This is a genomic window from Geodermatophilus sp. SYSU D00815 (assembly GCF_054050035.1).
In genome coordinates, this window is record NZ_JBJGYO010000019.1 from 42449 (window position 1) to 59559 (window position 17111).

Here is a 17111-nt window from a genome sequence, read left to right on the forward strand (position 1 = left end):
CGTTGGTCAGCCAGGGGGTGAGCGCGGTCACGATACCTGCGGGCTGCGACCGCGCCGTGTCACACGGTCAGGTAGCCGCCGTCCACGGGGAGGACGGCGCCGGTCACGTACGACGCGGCCGGCGAGGCCAGGAAGACCACGGCCTCGGCGACGTCGGCCGGCGCGCCCCAGCGGCCGAACGGCATGCGGCCCAGGACGTGGCCGCTGGCCTCCGGGTCGGCCTGCAGCCCCTGCGACAGCGGCGTGTCGATCCACCCCGGTGCCACGGCGTTGACCCGCACGCCCTCGGCCGCGTACTCGGCGGCCAGCGAGCGGGTCAACTGGGCGATGCCGCCCTTGCTGGCGCTGTAGGCGGGGCGGTCGGCGGCGCCGAAGAAGCTGTACATCGACGCGGTCGTCACCACGCTGCCCCCGGTGGCGGCGAGCAGCGGGCGGGCCGCCTGCGCCGCGCGCATCGTCGCGGTGAGGTTGACCGCCAGCACCCGGGTGAACGTGCCGAGGTCGTACTCGGCGCGGTCCCGGCTGATCCCCGCGCAGCAGACGAGGACGTCCAGGCGGTCGAGGCCGGCGACGTACCCGTCGAGCGCGGGGCCGTCGGTCACGTCGACCTCGGCCACCCGCACCCGCGGGTGGGACGGGGCGTGCGGCCCGCCGGCCCCGAGGCCGATCGCGTGCACGGTGGCGCCGAGCTCGGCGAAGCGCAGCGCCGTCCCGGCGCCGATGCCGGACGTGCCACCGGTGACCAGCACGGTCCGGCCGGCGAAGAGGTCGGGCAGCCAGCTCACGGGGTGACCTCCGGGGGTGCGCAGCGGATCAGGGTCTTGACGCCGTCGGTGCGCCCGGCGGCCATGGCGAGCAGGGCCGCCGGGGCGTCGGCCAGCGGGACGACGTCGGTGACGAGCGCGGCCAGGTCGAGCCGCCCGGCCCGCAGCAGCGCGACCAGCTCGTCGTGGCAGTCGCGGTAGCCGACGCTGGTGGTCAGCCGCAGCTCCCGGTTGACCATGTCGAAGGCGGGCAGCACCAGCCGGTCGGTGAGGCCGAGCAGCAGCAGCTCGCCGCCGGTGCGCAGGGCCGCCAGCGCGGTGTCGGCGGTGGTCTGGGCGCCGACGACCTCGAAGGCCACGTGCACGCCGTCGCCGCCGGTGAGCGCGTCCACGGCCGCCCGGACGTCGTCGTCGGGGGACAGGGCCCGGTCGACCCCCGACGCCCGTGCCAGCTCGCGCCGGGCGGCGACGGGGTCGACACCGATCACGCCCGCGGCGCCGGCCTCCCGCAGCAGCGCGCAGACCAGCAGCCCGACCGGGCCGAGCCCGACGACGAGGGCGGTCTGCCCGGCGGCGAAGGTGGAGCGGCGGATGCCGTGCAGCGCGACGGCGGCGGGTTCGAGGACCGCGGCCGCGGCGAGGTCGGTGCCCTCGGGCAGCGGCCGCACCATGTACGCCGGGACGACGGCGTGCTCGGCCATCCCGCCGTCGCCCATCAGCCCGGCGAAGCCGAAGCCGGCGCAGACCTCGTAGCGGCCCTCGCGGCAGGCGGTGCAGGCGCCGCAGCGGTAGTTGGGCTCCACGGCCACCGGCCGGCCGGGCTCGAGGCCGGTCACGCCCGCGCCGACCGCCACGACGGTGCCGGAGAACTCGTGGCCCAGGGTCAGCGGGGCCACCGCTCCCGACAGCGGGTGCGGGCGCCCGACCGGGATCGCGTGCGGGCCGTCGGCGATCTCGTGCAGGTCGCTGCCGCAGACGCCGCAGTAGGCCACGGCGACCAGCACCTCACCCGGGCCGGGGGCTCGGACGGCGACGTCCTCCAGGCGGAGGTCCCGGGGCCCGTGCCAGCGGACGGCCCGCGCACGCCGGGGGACGGGGGCGCCGGCCGGCGCCCCCGCCCCGTCGAGCAGCGTGCCGGTCACGCGGCCGGCGCCCGGGCGGCCCGCCGGGCGACCTTCGCCGGCGCCGTCTCCACCAGGCAGAACCCGAGGAGGACGACGACGGCGGCGGCGCCCGAGGAGATCAGCATCGTCGCGTCGAGCCCGAAGCTGTCGGAGAGCCGGCCGGCCAGCGACGGCGCGACGAACCCGCCGATGATCTCGCCGACCCCCATGATCAGGCCCAGCGCGGTGGCCATGACCGCGCGGGGCACGGTCTCGGCCGGGATCGTGGCCATGAACAGGGTGAAGCAGCCCAGGCCGGTGTAGGTGAGCACCAGCGCCCCGAAGAGCAGGCCGGGGCTGTCGATCCCGATGATGGCCAGCGGCGAGAGCACGGCCAGGACGCTGAACCCGATCAGCGACGGCTTGCGCCCGATCCGGTCGGACAGCCCGGGGACCACCGCCCCCCACAGGACCCAGGCGACGCCGATGCCGCTCAGGACGAACCCGAGGTCGCCGGGGCCGAAGCCCTTGACCTCGGCCAGGTACAGCGGCGTGAAGGTCTGCGTCGTGGCGAACCAGGTCAGGTAGAAGATCGCGATCGCCAGGCAGACGACGACGTTGCGGGTTCGCAGGACCGCGCCGAGCCCGGTGACCCCGTGCGTCTCCGGTGCATCGGTGTCCATGGCGAGCGTCGCCGGGTGCCGCAGCCGCAGGTCGCGGACGAGCTTGAGCACCAGGGCGGCCATGAGCAGGCCGGGCAGCACGGTCGCGTAGAACGCCGTCCGCCAACCCCAGGTCTCGGCCAGCCAGACCGTGACGATCGGGCCGAGGACCCCGCCGAGCAGCCCGGCCGACGACCCCTGCAGCAACCCCATGTTGAGGCCGCGGCGGCGCGGGGTGGACGAGTGCAGCATCAGCGGCTGGGACAGCGGCAGCACCGCCCCCTCCGCGGCCCCCATGAGCGCCCGGAACAGCAGCAGGCTGGCCAGCCCGCCGACCAGGCCGGAGAAGGCCGAGAACAGGGTGAAGGTGAGGATCGCGGCGATCAGCAGCGGCTTGCGCCGGTCGAGGCGGTCGGAGAGGAAGCCGACGCAGATGCCGGCCACCGCCCAGGTGAGCGCGGGGACGCCGCCGAGCAGGCCGATGTCGGCGTTGCTCAGCCCGAGCTCGTCCTTGAAGTAGGGGGTGAGGAAGTTCAGCGCCAGCCGGTCGAAGAAGACGAAGCCGAAGGTGCTGAACAGCACGGCCAGCAGGACGTTCTGGTAGTGCCCACCCCGCGGCGGCGGGGTGTAGTCCGACTCGGCCCGGCCGGTCGGAGCGGGGACGGTGGTGGCCATCGCGGGCTCCTGGTCGGGACGGGCGTCAGCGGATGAGGGTCTCGACGAAGTCGGCACCGATGCCGACGCGGTCGTAGTGCTCGCGGCACAGCGCCAGGTAGTCGTGGACGTCGAAGTAGCCGGCGCCGTTGCCGTCCTCGTCCAGCCAGACGAGCGGGCCCTTGACGACGAAGAAGGCGCGCATCGGCTCGTCGGACTCGTAGGCGACCAGCGTGTGGCCCTCACCGGGGGTCTCGAAGACGAACGAGCCCTGCGTCGCCGTCCACGGCTGCTCGAGGTAGCCCCACTTGCCGCTGATCGTGTAGGCGAACACCTCGTGCGGGTGGTAGTGCCGGTTGACCAGGCCGGCCGACCTCGCCCACAGGATGTCGGCCCAGCGGTTGTCCCGCGGGGAGATCCACAGCGGGCGGGAGCCGACGGTCTCGCTCAGCGGCACGTAGTAGCGCTCGTCCTCGACCGGGGCGTACTGGTGGAAGACCTCGGGCTGCGCGTCGGGCTTGAGCGCGTTGACGATCGGCTTGAGGTCGCGCCAGAACTCGTTCGTGGGGGCCTCGGGCATGGGTGGTCCTCCTCCGGGGACTGGGTGCTGCGTCACACCTGCGTGACGCCGGAGGGGAGTCAATGGCACCGCGAGCCCGGGGTCTTCCGTGTGCCGGACACCCGGTTGTCGCGTTCCGGACACCCGGTCAGGAGACGCCGAGGCGGGCGATCGGCTCGACCAGCTCCCGCTCCTCGTAGGACAGGTGCGACAGCAGCGTGTCGCCGAGCAGGTCGACGGCGGCGCGCAGGTCGTCGATGCCGCCGTCCCCGGACACCAGCGCGACCAGCGCCCGGTCGACGCCCTCGAGGACGTCGTGGATGACGGCGTGCTCCTGCTCGAGCCGGTCGATCACCGGCGCCAGCCGGGGGTCGCCCGCCCGCAGGTGCGGGAACAGCGAGCGGTCCTCGAGGGTGTGGTGGGTGGTCACCACGCGGCAGTACGCCTCGCAGTAGGTGCCCAGCGTCCAGTTGTTCTGCCGCATGGTCATCGTGCTGACGTGCGAGCGGGCGGTGCCGACGTCCAGCGTCCCGGCGGCGACCTGCTCGACGAGGTCCCGCACCTGGGCGAGCTCGGCGCGCAGGTGGTCGTGGACGTCGATGAGGTGCTGGCCGGCCGCCTGCTCGTGCGGGGTGTAGGTGCGCTGCGGGTCGCGGGCCGGACCGGTGGGGCGCTCGGTCTCGTCCCACAGCCGGGTGCCGCTGCGGCGGGTGCCGTCGTCGGGGGTGGGGACGACGGCGAACGCGCCGCCCGTCACCGCCGGCCGCGGCGCCGGCGCCTCGGCGGCCCGGCCCCCCGACCGCTCGGCCGCCACCAGCTCGCGCACGCCCGGGGCCACCTCGGCGGCGAAGCGGCGCAGGTCGTCGGGGTCATCACTGCCCAGGATGAACGCGCTGACGCCCTCCCGGAGGGCCAGCTCGGCCAGTTCCTCGGCCCACTGCTCGGCCGGGCCGTGCAGCTGCCCGCGTCCGGCCGTGGTGAAGCGGCCGCTGACGTTGAGCAGCCGGCGCACGTCCGCGGGCTTCCGCCCCGCCTCCAGCGCGGCGTCGTCGACGATCGCGTTCCCGGCGGCGAGGTCACCGGGCTGCAGGTAGGACAGCGACGGCAGCCAGCCGTCGGCCCGGCGGCCGGTGAGGGCGAGCATCTTCGGCTTGTAGGCGCCCAGCCAGATGCCGACGTCGTGCGCGGGCGCCGGGCCGCGCTTGGCACCCACCACCCGGTAGTGCTCGCCGTCGACGCGGACGCCGCCGCGCGCGTCGGCGTCCCACACCTGCCGGATGACCTCGATGGCCTCCTCCAGCGCGCGCACGCCCTGACCGGCGGTCAGCCGGCGGCCGCCCATGGCCTCGACGGCGTCCCGGAACGCGCCGGCGCCCAGGCCGAGCTCGACCCGGCCGCCGCTGAGCAGGTCGAGGCCGGCCACGCTGCGGGCCAGCACGGCCGGCGGCCGCAGCGGCAGGTTGGTGACGTTCGCCGCCACGTGCACGCGCTCGGTGCGCGCCGCGACCCAGGACAGCAGCGTCCAGGTGTCGAGGAAGGCCGGCTGGTACGGGTGGTCCTGGAAGGTGACCAGGTCCAGCCCCGCCTGCTCGGCGAGGACGGAGAGCCCGACCACCCGCGCGGGATCGGCGGCGGCGGGGGTGAGGAAGGCGCCGAAGAGGAGGGCGTGGCCGTGGTCGGGCATGGGGTGCCAATCGTCTGCGGGACAGAACATCTGGAATGTACAACGTCTGGCGCGCCGCGCTAGGCTGGTGCGGTGACCGACGACGGCCGCCTCGACGCCGACCTCGGCTGGATGCTCGGCGTCGTCTTCCGCGGCTACGCGCAGGCCGCCGGGCACGTGCTCGCCGACCTGCCCGGCGGGCCGCGCGGCTACCAGGTGCTCACCGCCGCGGTCGACGAGCCGGTGCGCAACCAGGGCGCGATCGGGGCGGAGCTGGGCATCGACCGGACGGTCCTCACCTACCTGATCGACGACCTCGAGCGGCAGCACCTGGTGGAGCGCCGGCCCGATCCCGCCGACCGCCGCAGCCGCCTCGTCGTCGCCACCGACACCGGCCGGGCCGCGTGGCAGGACCGCCGCGACGCGCTGCGGCGGGTGGAGGCCCACGTGCTGGGCCCGCTGCCGCCGGCCGAGGCCGAGACGTTCCGCGCCCTGCTGCAGAGGGTCGCCTGCGGCTGGCAGGCCCTCGACCCGCTGCGCGACCTCTGCGCGGTGGTGGAGGCCGCCGAGGAGCAGCGGCCGGCCAGCTAGCGGCCGGCCAGCGCCCGGTCGACGGCGTCGGGCAGCGGTCCGCGGAACTCGGGCCCGTGGCCCGGGACCAGCGTGTCCGCCGGCAGGGTGCGCAGCCGGTCGAGGGTGGCGACCATCTGCCGCTCGTCCTCGTTGAACACCCCCGGCAGCAGCTGCGGCCCCTCGGGCAGGCGGGAGAGGGGGTGGCCGGTGACCAGCGCGTCACCGGAGAACAGCACGCCGGCTGCCGGGTGCAGGTAGGCGGTGTGCCCGCTGGTGTGGCCCGGCGCCGCCACCGGGACGAGCCGGCCGGGGACGTCGAGCGGGACGTCGGCGGCCACGGCCGCGACGTCGGGCAGGGCCATCCGCGCGTGCGGGAGCACGGCCCGCAGGGTCTGGCCGACCCACGTGGCGCCGCGCCGGCTGCGGCACTGGAGCAGCATCTCCAGCGGCGTGATCTGTTGCAGGTGCTCCCGCCGGGCGTGCCGGGCCTCCTCCGTCCCCGTGCACACCGGCGCGCCCGACCGGCGCGCCAGCGCGGGGATCCCGCCCATGTGGTCGAGGTGCGCGTGGGTCAGCACGATCGCGGCGACGTCCTCGGGACGCCGCCCGACCGCGGCCAGGGACCGCACGACCGACGCCACGTCGTTGGGGTAGCCGGCGTCGACGAGGGTGACGGCGTCCCCCTCGACGACCAGCGCCCAGTTGACGTTGGTCCCCGTCACCATGTGGACGTCGTCGGTGATCCGGGTGAGCTCCACCGCGCTCACCCCCGCACGCGCGCCGGTTCCACCCGGCCGGCCACCTCGCCGAGGGAGATCCGCCCGCCGGCGGTGCCCGGCGCCGTCGCGGCGATCACCACCTCGTCGCCGTCCTCGAGGAAGGTGCGGGTGGAGCCGTCGGCGAGGGTCAGCGGCTCGGCGCCGCCCCACGAGAGCTCGATGAACGAGCCGCGCTGGTCGCGCTCCGGGCCGCTCACGGTGCCGGAGGCGAACAGGTCGCCGGTGCGCAGGCTCGCGCCGTTCACCGTCAGGTGCGCCAGCTGCTGGGCCGGCGTCCAGTACATGCCGGCGAACGGCGGGCAGCTGACCAGCTCGCCGTCGAGCCGCACCTCCAGCCGCAGGTCGAGGCCCCACGGCTCGGCGGCGGCGTCGTCGAGGTAGGGCAGCAGTGGCACGTCCCGCTCGGGTGGGCGCACCCGGGCCGCCTCCAGCGCCGCGAGCGGCACCACCCAGGGCGAGACCGAGGTGAGGAAGGACTTGCCGAGGAACGGGCCGAGCGGCACGTACTCCCACGCCTGCAGGTCGCGGGCCGACCAGTCGTTGACCAGGCAGACGCCGAAGACGTGCTCGGCGAGGTCGCCCAGCGGCACCGGGGTCCCGAGTTCCGAGGGGACGGCGACGACGAACCCGACCTCGGCCTCGATGTCCAGCCGCTCCGAGGGGCCGAACGTCGGACCGCCGTCCCCGCGGCGCTGCCCGCAGGGCCGCACCACCGGCGTGCCCGAGACGGCCACCGTGCCGGCGCGGCCGTGGTAGCCGATCGGCAGGTGCCGCCAGTTCGGCGTCAGCGGCTCGGAGTCGGGCCGGAACATGCGGCCGAGGTTCTCGGCGTGGTGGCGGGAGCTGTAGAAGTCGACGTAGTCGGCCACCTCGACCGGCAGGTGCAGCGCCACCTCCGCGCGCGGGATCAGGTGCGGCTCGACCGCGCGCCGGTGCGAGGGCCCGGTGAGCCAGTCGGTCACCTGCTCGCGCTGCTCCCGCCAGGCCCGCGGCCCCAGCGCCAGGAACTCGTTGAGCGAGCCGGTGCGGTGCACCGGGTCCTCGGTCAGCCCGCCCAGGTCGAGAACGTGCTCACCGACGGCGATGCCCGTGCGGCGGGGACCGCCCCGGGCGGAGAAGACGCCGTAGGGCAGGTTGTCCAGGCCGAAGCCGGTGCCGTCGGGCAGGTCCAGCCAGGTCACGCCGCCCCCTCCCCGCCGAGATCGGCGGTCTCGCACGGTGTCGCGGTCGACGGCGTGCCGGACCGCCGATCTCGCCGCCCGGCCGTCACGCCGACGGCCCCCGGCCCGACCAGGTCCAGGCGTAGCGGCCGTCGTCCACCGCCGTCCCGCCCTCGCCGAGCTCGAGCGGCCGGAAGGTGTCGACCATGACCGCCAGCTCGTCGAAGAACTCGACCCCGAGCGCGCGCTCGACCGCGCCCGGCTGCGGGCCGTGGCTGTGCCCGCCCGGGTGCAGGCTGATCGAGCCCTTGCCGATGCCCGAGCCCTTGCGCGCCTCGTAGTCGCCGTCGACGTAGAACATGACCTCGTCGCTGTCGACGTTGGAGTGGTAGTACGGCACCGGCACCGCCAGCGGGTGGTAGTCGACCTTGCGGGGCACGAAGTTGCAGATCACGAAGTTGGACCCCTCGAAGACCTGGTGCACCGGCGGGGGCTGGTGCACCCGCCCGGTGATCGGCTCGAAGTCGGCGACGTTGAAGGCGTAGGGGTAGAGGCAGCCGTCCCAGCCGACGACGTCGAACGGGTGCTCCGGCACGACGTGCACCGTGCCGGCCAGCCCGCCGGGCCCGGTGCCGCGGTGCTTGACGTACACCTCGACGTCGGTGCCCTCGACCAGCAGCGGCGCAGCGGGCGCGCGCAGGTCCCGCTCGCAGTACGGCGCGTGCTCGAGGAACTGCCCGTAGCGCGACAGGTACCGCCTGGGCGGGGCGATGTGGCTGTTGGCCTCGATGGCGTAGGTGCGCAGCGGCTCGTCCCCGGTGGGGAGCCACCGGTGCGTGGTCGCCCGGGGCAGGACGACGTAGTCGCCGCGCCCGACCTCGAGCGCGCCGAACACCGTCTCCACGGTGGCGGCCCCGCGCTCGACGTAGACGCACTCGTCGCCGGTGGCGTTGCGGTAGTAGGGGCTGGGCAGCGACGACACGGCGTAGGAGATGCGGACGTCGCCGTTGCCGAGCACCAGCCGCCGCCCGGTGACCGGGTCGACCGCCTTGTGCTCCTCGCCGGGGAACAGGTCGTGCAGCTTCAGGTGCCGGGGCACCAGCGGGCTGTTCGGGGTGGTCGCCTGGTCGGGCAGCTGCCACGGGCGGGCGTCGACCATCGCCGAGGGGATGCCCCGGTGGTAGAGCAGCGAGGAGTCCGAGGAGAAGCCCTCCTCGCCCATGAGCTCCTCGGAGTACAGCCCGCCGTCGGGACGGCGGAACTGCGTGTGCCGCTTCGGCGGGACCTCGCCCACCTGCCGGTAGAACGCCATCGGGACACCTCCGGGGATCGGGGGCTTCCGGTACCGGAAGCCCCGCGGCGACGGGGGCCTCCGGTACCGGAAGCCCCGACAGGGGTTACGCGGGGACGGGGACTGGTCGGGCGAGGAGCCGGGTCACCGCGGGGGCGACGTCGGCGGCGCGGGTGCAGACGGCGGCCACGTGGGCGTCGGGGCGCAGCACCCACAGCTCGTCGGGGCGGGCGCCGAGGGCCTCGCGCAGCGCGGGGGTCGGGTCGAGGTCGGCGAGGCGGTGCACGGCGACCGGCGGTCCGGCCGGCAGCCCCTCGGGCGGCGCGGCGTCGTCCCCGACCAGCACGGTGACGCCCTCGCGGGCGAGCCGCCGCAGGCGGACGACGTCCGGCCGGCCGGGCACCGTGACCGGGCAGTCGGGCACGAGCACGCCGGGGGCGGGGACGGGGACGTCGCCGCGGGCCGGGCGGCCGGTGGACGGGCGGCGCGGGTCGGGGGTGGTCAGCGGCGAGCCGACGTACCAGAACGGCTCGGCCAACCGCCCCGAGTCCACCCGCGCCCGGGCGGCGGGGTCGGTCGCGGCCCGCTCGAGCACGTCGGCCCGGTGCCGGGCCTCCTCCTCGGTGCCCGGCACGAGGAAGCGCATGGTCGCGCTGGTGACGTCGAGGTTCTCCAGCGCCGCGGCGTGCCGCTCGGCGGAGTAGCTCTCCAGCAGCTCGGCCGGCGCCCAGCCCCGCGCGACGAAGGCGATCTTCCAGGCGGCGTTCTCCGCGTCGAGGACGCCGGAGTTCAGGCCGCGGGCGCCGAACGGCGCGTACACGTGCGCCGCGTCGCCGGCGACCAGCACGCGGCCCACCCGCATGCGGTCGACCACGCGGGAGGAGAACCGGTAGACCGACTTCCACACGACCTCGTGGGGCCGCTCGCCGATCACCCGGCGGATCCGCCGGTCCAGCCCACCGCAGGCCTCCTCGGCGGCGAGGTCGAAGTCCGGCGGCACCTGCCAGTCGATGCGGAACGTCGAGCGGGGGCAGGGGTGCACGAGCACCTGCCGGCCGGGGTTCCACGCCGGGTCGAACCAGAACCGGCGCTCGGTCTCCCAGCCGGGGAGGTCGGTGCGGACGTCGCAGATGAGGAAGCGATCACCGAACGAGCGCCCCGGGAACGTCAGGCCCAGCGCCGCCCGCACGTCGTCGCTGCGCGGCCCGGTGCAGGCGACGGCGAACGACCCGCGCACGGTCGCGCCGCCGGCGCAGGCGACCGTCACGCCGGAGTCGTCCTGCGCGATGCCGGTGACCCGGTGCCCCCAGCGCACCTCCACCAGCGGCTCGTCAGCGATCCGCTCGTCGAGCAGCTGCTCGGTCTCGCACTGGGAGATGTTCACGAACGGGGGGAAGGGGGAGCGGCCGCGGTCGGCGAAGGTGACGGAGAACAGCTCGCGGTCGCGGTGGAAGGTGCGCGCCGTCGTCCAGGTGACGCCGCGGCGGGCGATCTCGGCGCCGATCCCGACGGCGTCCCACACGTCGAGGACGTCGCGCTGCTGGCAGATCGACCTGCTGCCGACCAGGTCCCGCCGGGGGCGGGCGTCGAGGACGACGACGTGCAGGCCCCACCGGGCCAGCAGCAGCGCCGCGGTCTGCCCGACCGGCCCGCAGCCGAGGACGAGGACCGGCGGGGTCATCCCTGCAGCTCCGCCCAGACGGCGCGGTCGCGCTCCGCGGTCCAGATCACCGGGCGCTCGACGCCCTCGAGCTCGTCCCACAGCCGGGCGACGTCGAAGGGCAGGCAGTGCTCGAAGATCGGCCAGGCGCCGTACCGCGGTGCGGGCGGCGGCGAAGGCGTCCCCGAGCGTGCCGCCGGAGCGGTGGACCTCGCCGGCGGTGCGCTGCATGGTGAGCAGGAAGTCGCGGGTCTGCTCGATCGCGGCGTCGACCTGCGCGCGGCCGCGGGCGATGGCGCCGCGGCCGCCGACCAGCTGCTGCGCGCCGAGGGCCGCGACCCGGTCGAGGGTGTCGCCCGCCCAGTCGAAGTGGAACGCGTCGCCGGTGTAGAGCGCGGCCTGCGACTCGACGAGGTCGCCGGCGAACAGGATCCGCTGCTCGGGCAGCCAGGCGACGACGTCGCCCTCGGTGTGCCCGCGGCCGAGGAACGCGAGCACCAGCCGGCCGCGGTCGCCGCCGAGCTCGATGGTGAGCCGGTCGCGGAAGGTCAGCGTCGGCCAGGTGAGGCCGGGGATCGACCCGGGTTCCTCGAACAGCCGGGGCATGCGGCCGTACTCGCTCTCCCAGTCCTGCCGCCCGCGCTCCGCGATGAGCTGCCGGGTCTGCTCGCTGCTGACGATCACCTCGGCGTCGAACGCGCTCGCGCCCAGCACGCGGACGGCGTGGTAGTGGGACAGCACCAGGTAGCGCACCGGCTTGTCGGTGTGCTCGCGCAGCCTGGCCAGCCAGCGCCGGGCGGCGACCGGGGTGGCGAGGGCCTCGAAGCAGACGAGGAAGTCCTCGCCCTCGATCGCGCCGATGTTGGGGTCGCCCTCGGCGGTCAGGGCGTAGACGCCGTCGGCGAGCACCTCGAGGGTCTGCTGCTTGACGCCGAGGTCGGCGGAGGACGCGAACGGCGTGGCGGCCATGCGGCGAGCCTAGGCAGTCCGTGACGGGGGCCACAGACCGTCGGCCGCGGTCCAGCGCAGCGGCAGCCGCTTGACCCCGCGCTGGAAGTTCGACCGCAGCAGCGCCGGCTCGCCGGCGAGCTCGAGCGTGCTCGTGCGGCGCAGCAGGGCGCCGAACAGCGCGCGCATCTGCGCCTTGGCCAGCTGGGCGCCGAGGCAGAAGTGCGGGCCGTGGCCGAAGGACAGGTGCGGGTTGGGCGCGCGGCGGACGTCGAAGCGGTCGGGGTCGGCGAACACGGCCTCGTCGCGGTTGGCGGAGGTGAAGGAGACGACCACCTTGTCGCCGGCCCGCACGTCGACGTCGCCGAGGCGCACCCCGGTGGCGGCGGTGCGGCGGAACACCATGACCGGCGTCCACCAGCGCAGCATCTCGTCGACCGCGCCGGGCAGCAGCGAGGGGTCGGCGCGGACCGCGGCCAGCTGCTCCGGGTGCCGCAGGAGCGCGATCAGCCCGCCGGGCAGGCCGTTGCGCAGCGTCTCGTTCCCGGCGACGGCGAACAGCCAGAACATGTTCTCGAACTCGGCGTCGCTGACCCGGCCGCCCTCCTCGTCCCGCTCCGCCAGCAGGACCGACATGACGTCGTCGCCGGGGGAGCGGCGCTTCTCCTCGGCGAGCAGCCGGGCGTAGAGGTAGAGGTCGGGCATTCCGGCGCGGGTGCGCGGGTCGGGCATCCGCCCCTCGGCGTCGGGCCGCGGGCGCGCCGCGAGCGCCTCCCGCGCCATCGCCGTCCCGCCGGTGCCGTCGAAGGCGGCGGAGACCGCGTAGTCGGGGTCCTGCCAGCCGATGACCCGGTTCGACCAGTCGAACAGCAGCCACCGGTCCTCGGCCGGCACGCCGAGGACGTCGGCGAGGGTGAGCAGCGGCAGGTCGGCGGCGACGTCCTCGGCGAAGTCGGTCACCCCCTCGGCGGCACCGCCGATCGTGCGGGCGACCAGCCCCTCGGCCGTCGCCTCGATCGACGCGGTGAGAGCGGCGACCGCCCGCGGGGTGAACGAGCGCGCCAGCAGCCGCCGCAGCCGGGAGTGCTCCGGCGGGTCCATGTTGAGCATCATCCGGCGCACCCAGGCCAGGTCGGCGGCGTCGCGGACCTGGGTGGCGCCCAGCCAGGAGGAGAACGTCGCGGGGTCGCGCAGCACCCGCTCGACGTCGGCGTGCCGCAGCACCAGCCAGAACCCCGGCCCGGCGGGCAGGCCGTGCAGCGCCGGCTCCGGCACCCAGGTGACCGGTGCCCGCGCGCGCAGCTCGCGCAGCAGGGCGAACGGCGGGCCGTCCTCGTAGGTCGCCGGGTCGACGAGCGGGACGGGGTCCATCGGCGCTCAGGCGTCGAAGTCGACGGTGACCGCGTCGGTGACCGGCAGCGACTGGCAGGTGAGCACGTAGCCGGCCGCGACCTCCTCGGGCTCCAGGGCGTAGTTGCGGCGCATCTCCACCTCGCCGTCGGTGACGCGCGCGCGGCAGGTGCCGCACACCCCGCCCTTGCAGGCGAACGGCAGGTCGGCGCGCACCCGCTGGGCGGAGTCGAGGATCGGTTCGTCGCGGGGGAGGGTCAGCGGCGTCGAGCGCCCGTCGAGGACGACGGTCACCGCGCTGCTGGGGCCGGTGACGGTCTGGTCGTCGCCGCGGACCGGCTGCGGCGGGACGTCGTCGACGTAGAACAGCTCCTGGTGCACCTTCTCCCGCGCAACGCCGAGCTCGGCGAGCAGCGCGCGGGCGTCCTCCACCATCCCGTGCGGCCCGCACAGCCACCAGTGGTCGACGTGCTCGACGTCGACGAACGCGTCGACCAGCGTGCGCAGCCGCTCGCCGTCGAGCCGGCCGGTGGTGAGCTCGGCGTCGCGCGGCTCGCGGGAGAGCACGTGCACCAGCTGCAGCCGGGTGCCGTAGGCGTCCTTCAGGTCGGCCAGCTCGTCGGCGAACATCACCGTGCTCGTGCGCCGGTTGCCGTAGAAGACGGTGACCGTGGACTCGCCGTCGCGCAGCACCGAGCCGGCCAGGCTGATCGCCGGCGTGATGCCCGACCCCGCGACGACGAAGACGTGGTCGCCCGGCACCGACAGGTCCGCGGTGAAGGTGCCCGACGGCGGCAGCACCTCGATCTCGTCGCCCGGCCGCACCTCGTGCACGAGGTAGGAGGAGAAGAAGCCGCCCGGCACCTCGCGCACGCCGACCCGCGGCGGCGCGCCCACCGGGGCGCAGATGGAGTAGGAGCGGCGCTCGTCGCGGTCGTCGACGACCCGGCGCAGGGTGAGCGCCTGGCCGGGCCTGAACCGGTAGTCCTCGGCCAGCTCCTCGGGGACGTCGAAGGTGACCGCGACGGCGTCGTCGGTGAGCCGCTCGACCTTCGCGACCCTGAGCGGGTGGAACCGCGGCCGGCGGCGCGTGCTGGTCGGTGCGGTCACGGCGCTCAGATCTCCTTCACGTGCTCGAACGGCTCGCCGCAGGCGCGGCAGCGGCGCAGGGCCTTGCAGGCGGTGGCGCCGAACTCGCTCAGCTCGACGGTGTCGCCCGACCCGCACTGCGGGCAGGCGGCGGTGCGCCGGGTCGGGCCCAGCCGCAGCGGCACCGGGCCGGCGCCGCGCACCGGCGCCCTCCCCGGCGGGGCGATGCCGCCGGCGGCCAGCTTGCGGCGGCCCTCGTCGGTGATCCAGTCCGTCGTCCAGGCGGGGGAGAGGACCGTGCGCACGTCGACGTCGGGGAAGCCCGCCGCGTGCAGCGCGTGCACCAGGTCGGCGCGCATCACCCCCATCGCCGGGCAGCCGCTGTAGGTGGGGGTGATCTCGACGACGACGGTCCCGTCCTCGACCCGCACGTCGCGCAGCACGCCCAGGTCGGCCAGCGTGAGCATGGGCAGCTCGGGGTCGGTCACGGTCTCCGCGACCGCCCGGGCGTCCACCGAGATGGCCGTCTCGGTGGTCACCAGGTGGCCGCCGGGTGCCGGCGGGCCAGGCCCTGCAGCTCGGCGAGCAGCTCGGTCAGCTCCTCGCCGTGCCGCCCGTGGCGCCCGGCCGGCTCGGCGTCGGCCGGCCACCCCGGCACCCGCAGCGTCGCCCGCTCGAGCACCTCGGTGAGCACGTCGTGCACCTCGCCGCGCACGTCGGCCGGGTCGACGGCGACACCGGCCGCGACCAGGCGCCGCTCGACGTCGGTGGCGGTGAAGGCGTCGGCCAGCAGCGGCCAGACCGCGTCGGCGCCCTCCTGCGCCCGCCGGTGCGACTCCGCCGTCCCGTCGCCGAGGCGCAGCACCCACCGGGCGGCGTGGTCGCGGTGGTAGGCCAGCTCGTTGACGCCCTTGGCGGCGATCGCCGCGAGCACCGGGTCGCGGGACCCGCGCAGCCGGGCGAACACCGCCAGCCGCACCGTCGAGGCGGCGAGCAGCCGGACCACCGTCCGCGCGAAGTCGCCGTTGGGCGCCTCGACCAGGCCGCTGCTGCGGAACTCGTCGGCGTCCCGGAAGTACGCCAGCGCGTCCTCGTCGGGGATCGAGTCGGTGGCCCGCTCGCGGGAGCGGCCGAGCGCGCCCGCCGAGCCGGCGCGGGCCAGCAGCAGCCGCGCCTGCCCGAGCAGGTCGAGGGCGATGTTGCCGATCGCCACCTCCTCCTCGAGCTCCGGCGCGTTGGTGATCCACTGGGTCAGCCGCTGGGCCAGCACGAGGGCGTCGTCGCCGAGCATGAGGCAGTAGGCGCCCAGGTCGGCGGCGTCGACGCCGTCGGGGACCGTGGTGTCCACCCCGGCGAGCGGGTCGTCGAAGCCGGTGCCGAACGCCCAGTGCCCCGCGTCGTCGTGCGCGTTGGCCAGCGCGTCGTAGACCGTTTCCTCATGCATGGGAGCGCCTTCCGGCCCCCTCCCAGGGGTCCCGCGCCGAGGAACGAGGTGCGGGGGAGGGAGGGGGTCCTTCACATGTGGGGGACGTTCTCGGGGATCTCGTAGAACGTGGGGTGGCGGTAGACCTTGTCGCCGCTCGGGGCGAACATCGGGTCCTTCTCGTCGGGGCTGGACGCGGTGATGTCGGCGGCCTTGACCACCCAGATGCTCACGCCCTCGTTGCGCCGCGTGTAGAGGTCGCGCGCGGCGTGCACGGCCATCTCGTCGTCCGGCGCGTGCAGCGACCCGACGTGCACGTGGTTGAGCCCGCGCTTGCCGCGCACGAAGACCTCGTACAGCGGCCAGTCGCGCCGCGACGCGGCCGGCCGCGGCTCGACCGGGACGTCGGCCGACGTGGGGACGGCGCCGTGCCCGCCCTCGGCCGTCATGTCGCTCATGCGCCGTGCTTCTCCGCGTAGGCGGTGGCCGCCTCGGTGACCCAGGCGTTGTCGTCGCGCGCGGCCCGGCGGCGGGCCAGCCGCACCCTGTTCATCGGCCCGTCGCCGCTGACGACCTTCTTGAACTCGGCCCAGTCGATCTCCCCGAACCGGTAGTGGCCCGTCCCCGCGTCGTAGGAGAGGTCCGGGTCGGGCAGCGTGACGCCGAGGAACTCCGCCTGGGGCACGGTCATGTCGACGAAGCGCTGGCGCAGCTCGTCGTTGGTGTGCCGCTTGATGCCCCACGCCATCGACTGGGCGGTGTTGGGGCTGTCGGCGTCGGGCGGGCCGAACATCATCAGCGACGGCCACCACCACCGGTCGACGGCGTCCTGCACCATCGCCCGCTGCTCGTCGGTGCCGCGCATCATCGTCATCAGCAGCTCGTAGCCCTGCCGCTGGTGGAACGACTCCTCCTTGCAGATGCGGATCATCGCCCGCGCGTAGGGCCCGTAGGAGGAGCGGCACAGCGGCACCTGGTTGCAGATCGCCGCGCCGTCGACCAGCCAGCCGATGACGCCGACGTCGGCGTAGGTGAGCGTCGGGTAGTTGAAGATCGAGCTGTACTTCTGCCTGCCCTCGACCAGCTTGTCGGTGAGGTCGGCCCGGTCGGCGCCGAGGGTCTCGGCGGCCGAGTACAGGTACATGCCGTGGCCGGCCTCGTCCTGCACCTTGGCCAGCAGGATCGCCTTGCGCCGCAGGCTCGGGGCGGCCAGCAGCCAGTCGCCCTCGGGCTGCATGCCGATGATCTCCGAGTGCGCGTGCTGCGCGATCTGGCGGATCAACGTCCTGCGGTAGCCCTCCGGCATCCAGTCCCGCGGCTCGATCCGGTGGTCGGCGGCGATCGTGGCGTCGAAGTGCCGCTGCAGCGCGGTCTCGTCGACGGCGGGGCGGTCCAGGGGAGGCGCGGACATCTCGTTCCCTCGGGGTGCGACG

16 protein-coding genes are annotated in these 17111 nt (G+C 75.2%); 1 reads left to right on the forward strand and 15 read right to left on the reverse strand.

All coding sequences use genetic code 11. The annotated features are described in order from the left end of the window. Positions 1-59: 59 nt before the first annotated feature. The 5 genes from ACI78S_RS18340 to ACI78S_RS18360 all read right to left on the reverse strand — a co-directional run bounded on the left by ACI78S_RS18340 (position 60) and on the right by ACI78S_RS18360 (position 5426). Positions 60-785, reverse strand: a complete 726-nt coding sequence (locus ACI78S_RS18340) for an SDR family NAD(P)-dependent oxidoreductase (RefSeq protein WP_456975950.1) — start codon at positions 783-785, stop codon at positions 60-62. Next, positions 782-1906 carry an alcohol dehydrogenase catalytic domain-containing protein gene (locus ACI78S_RS18345; RefSeq protein ID WP_456975952.1) on the reverse strand — a complete coding sequence of 375 codons (1125 nt, stop codon included), beginning with the start codon at positions 1904-1906 and terminating at the stop codon, positions 782-784. The genes ACI78S_RS18340 and ACI78S_RS18345 overlap by 4 nt, the downstream gene beginning before the upstream one ends. Beyond that, the gene (locus ACI78S_RS18350) at positions 1903-3204 is read right to left on the reverse strand and encodes an MFS transporter (RefSeq protein WP_456975954.1); all 1302 of its coding nucleotides are present in this window, start codon (positions 3202-3204) and stop codon (positions 1903-1905) included. Before ACI78S_RS18350 ends, ACI78S_RS18345 begins: the two co-directional genes overlap by 4 nt. A gap of 25 nt (positions 3205-3229) precedes the next feature. Continuing rightward, a complete protein-coding gene (locus ACI78S_RS18355; RefSeq protein WP_456975956.1) occupies positions 3230-3763 on the reverse strand; it encodes a 2,4'-dihydroxyacetophenone dioxygenase family protein in 534 nt (177 codons plus the stop codon). A gap of 127 nt (positions 3764-3890) precedes the next feature. Then, positions 3891-5426, reverse strand: coding sequence for an LLM class flavin-dependent oxidoreductase (locus ACI78S_RS18360; RefSeq protein ID WP_456975958.1), 1536 nt, complete (start codon positions 5424-5426; stop codon positions 3891-3893). Positions 5427-5498: 72 nt separating this feature from the next. Here ACI78S_RS18360 and ACI78S_RS18365 point away from each other — a divergent pair, with 72 nt between their 5' ends. After that, positions 5499-5996 (forward strand): MarR family winged helix-turn-helix transcriptional regulator, encoded by a 498-nt coding sequence (locus ACI78S_RS18365; RefSeq protein WP_456975960.1) that lies wholly within the window; start codon positions 5499-5501, stop codon positions 5994-5996. Here ACI78S_RS18365 and ACI78S_RS18370 read toward each other — a convergent pair. From ACI78S_RS18370 to paaA, 10 genes are all read right to left on the reverse strand, one after another. Next, a complete protein-coding gene (locus ACI78S_RS18370) occupies positions 5993-6736 on the reverse strand; it encodes an MBL fold metallo-hydrolase (RefSeq protein WP_456975962.1) in 744 nt (247 codons plus the stop codon). The genes ACI78S_RS18365 and ACI78S_RS18370 overlap by 4 nt on opposite strands. Positions 6737-6741: 5 nt before the next feature. Then, positions 6742-7938 (reverse strand): fumarylacetoacetase, encoded by a 1197-nt coding sequence (gene fahA / locus ACI78S_RS18375; protein WP_456975964.1) that lies wholly within the window; start codon positions 7936-7938, stop codon positions 6742-6744. An 85-nt stretch (positions 7939-8023) separates the two neighbouring features. Next, positions 8024-9229: a homogentisate 1,2-dioxygenase gene (locus ACI78S_RS18380; protein ID WP_456975966.1), complete on the reverse strand. Its 1206-nt coding sequence runs from the start codon at positions 9227-9229 to the stop codon at positions 8024-8026. 85 nt (positions 9230-9314) lie between these two features. Next, positions 9315-11837 (reverse strand): FAD-dependent monooxygenase, encoded by a 2523-nt coding sequence (locus ACI78S_RS18385; protein ID WP_456975968.1) that lies wholly within the window; start codon positions 11835-11837, stop codon positions 9315-9317. Between the two features lie 9 nt (positions 11838-11846). Then, entirely contained in the window at positions 11847-13187 is a 1341-nt protein-coding gene (locus ACI78S_RS18390; protein WP_456975970.1) for a cytochrome P450, read from the reverse strand. A 6-nt stretch (positions 13188-13193) separates the two neighbouring features. Then, a complete protein-coding gene (gene paaE / locus ACI78S_RS18395) occupies positions 13194-14276 on the reverse strand; it encodes a 1,2-phenylacetyl-CoA epoxidase subunit PaaE (protein WP_456975972.1) in 1083 nt (360 codons plus the stop codon). 5 nt (positions 14277-14281) lie between these two features. Continuing rightward, positions 14282-14794, reverse strand: coding sequence for a 1,2-phenylacetyl-CoA epoxidase subunit PaaD (gene paaD / locus ACI78S_RS18400; RefSeq protein WP_456975974.1), 513 nt, complete (start codon positions 14792-14794; stop codon positions 14282-14284). Continuing rightward, the gene (gene paaC / locus ACI78S_RS18405) at positions 14791-15699 is read right to left on the reverse strand and encodes a 1,2-phenylacetyl-CoA epoxidase subunit PaaC (RefSeq protein ID WP_456975976.1); all 909 of its coding nucleotides are present in this window, start codon (positions 15697-15699) and stop codon (positions 14791-14793) included. The genes paaD and paaC overlap by 4 nt, the downstream gene beginning before the upstream one ends. A gap of 71 nt (positions 15700-15770) precedes the next feature. Beyond that, positions 15771-16136: a 1,2-phenylacetyl-CoA epoxidase subunit PaaB gene (gene paaB, locus ACI78S_RS18410; protein ID WP_456975978.1), complete on the reverse strand. Its 366-nt coding sequence runs from the start codon at positions 16134-16136 to the stop codon at positions 15771-15773. Then, positions 16133-17089, reverse strand: coding sequence for a 1,2-phenylacetyl-CoA epoxidase subunit PaaA (gene paaA / locus ACI78S_RS18415; RefSeq protein ID WP_456975980.1), 957 nt, complete (start codon positions 17087-17089; stop codon positions 16133-16135). Before paaA ends, paaB begins: the two co-directional genes overlap by 4 nt. Between the last annotated feature and the right edge of the window lie 22 nt (positions 17090-17111).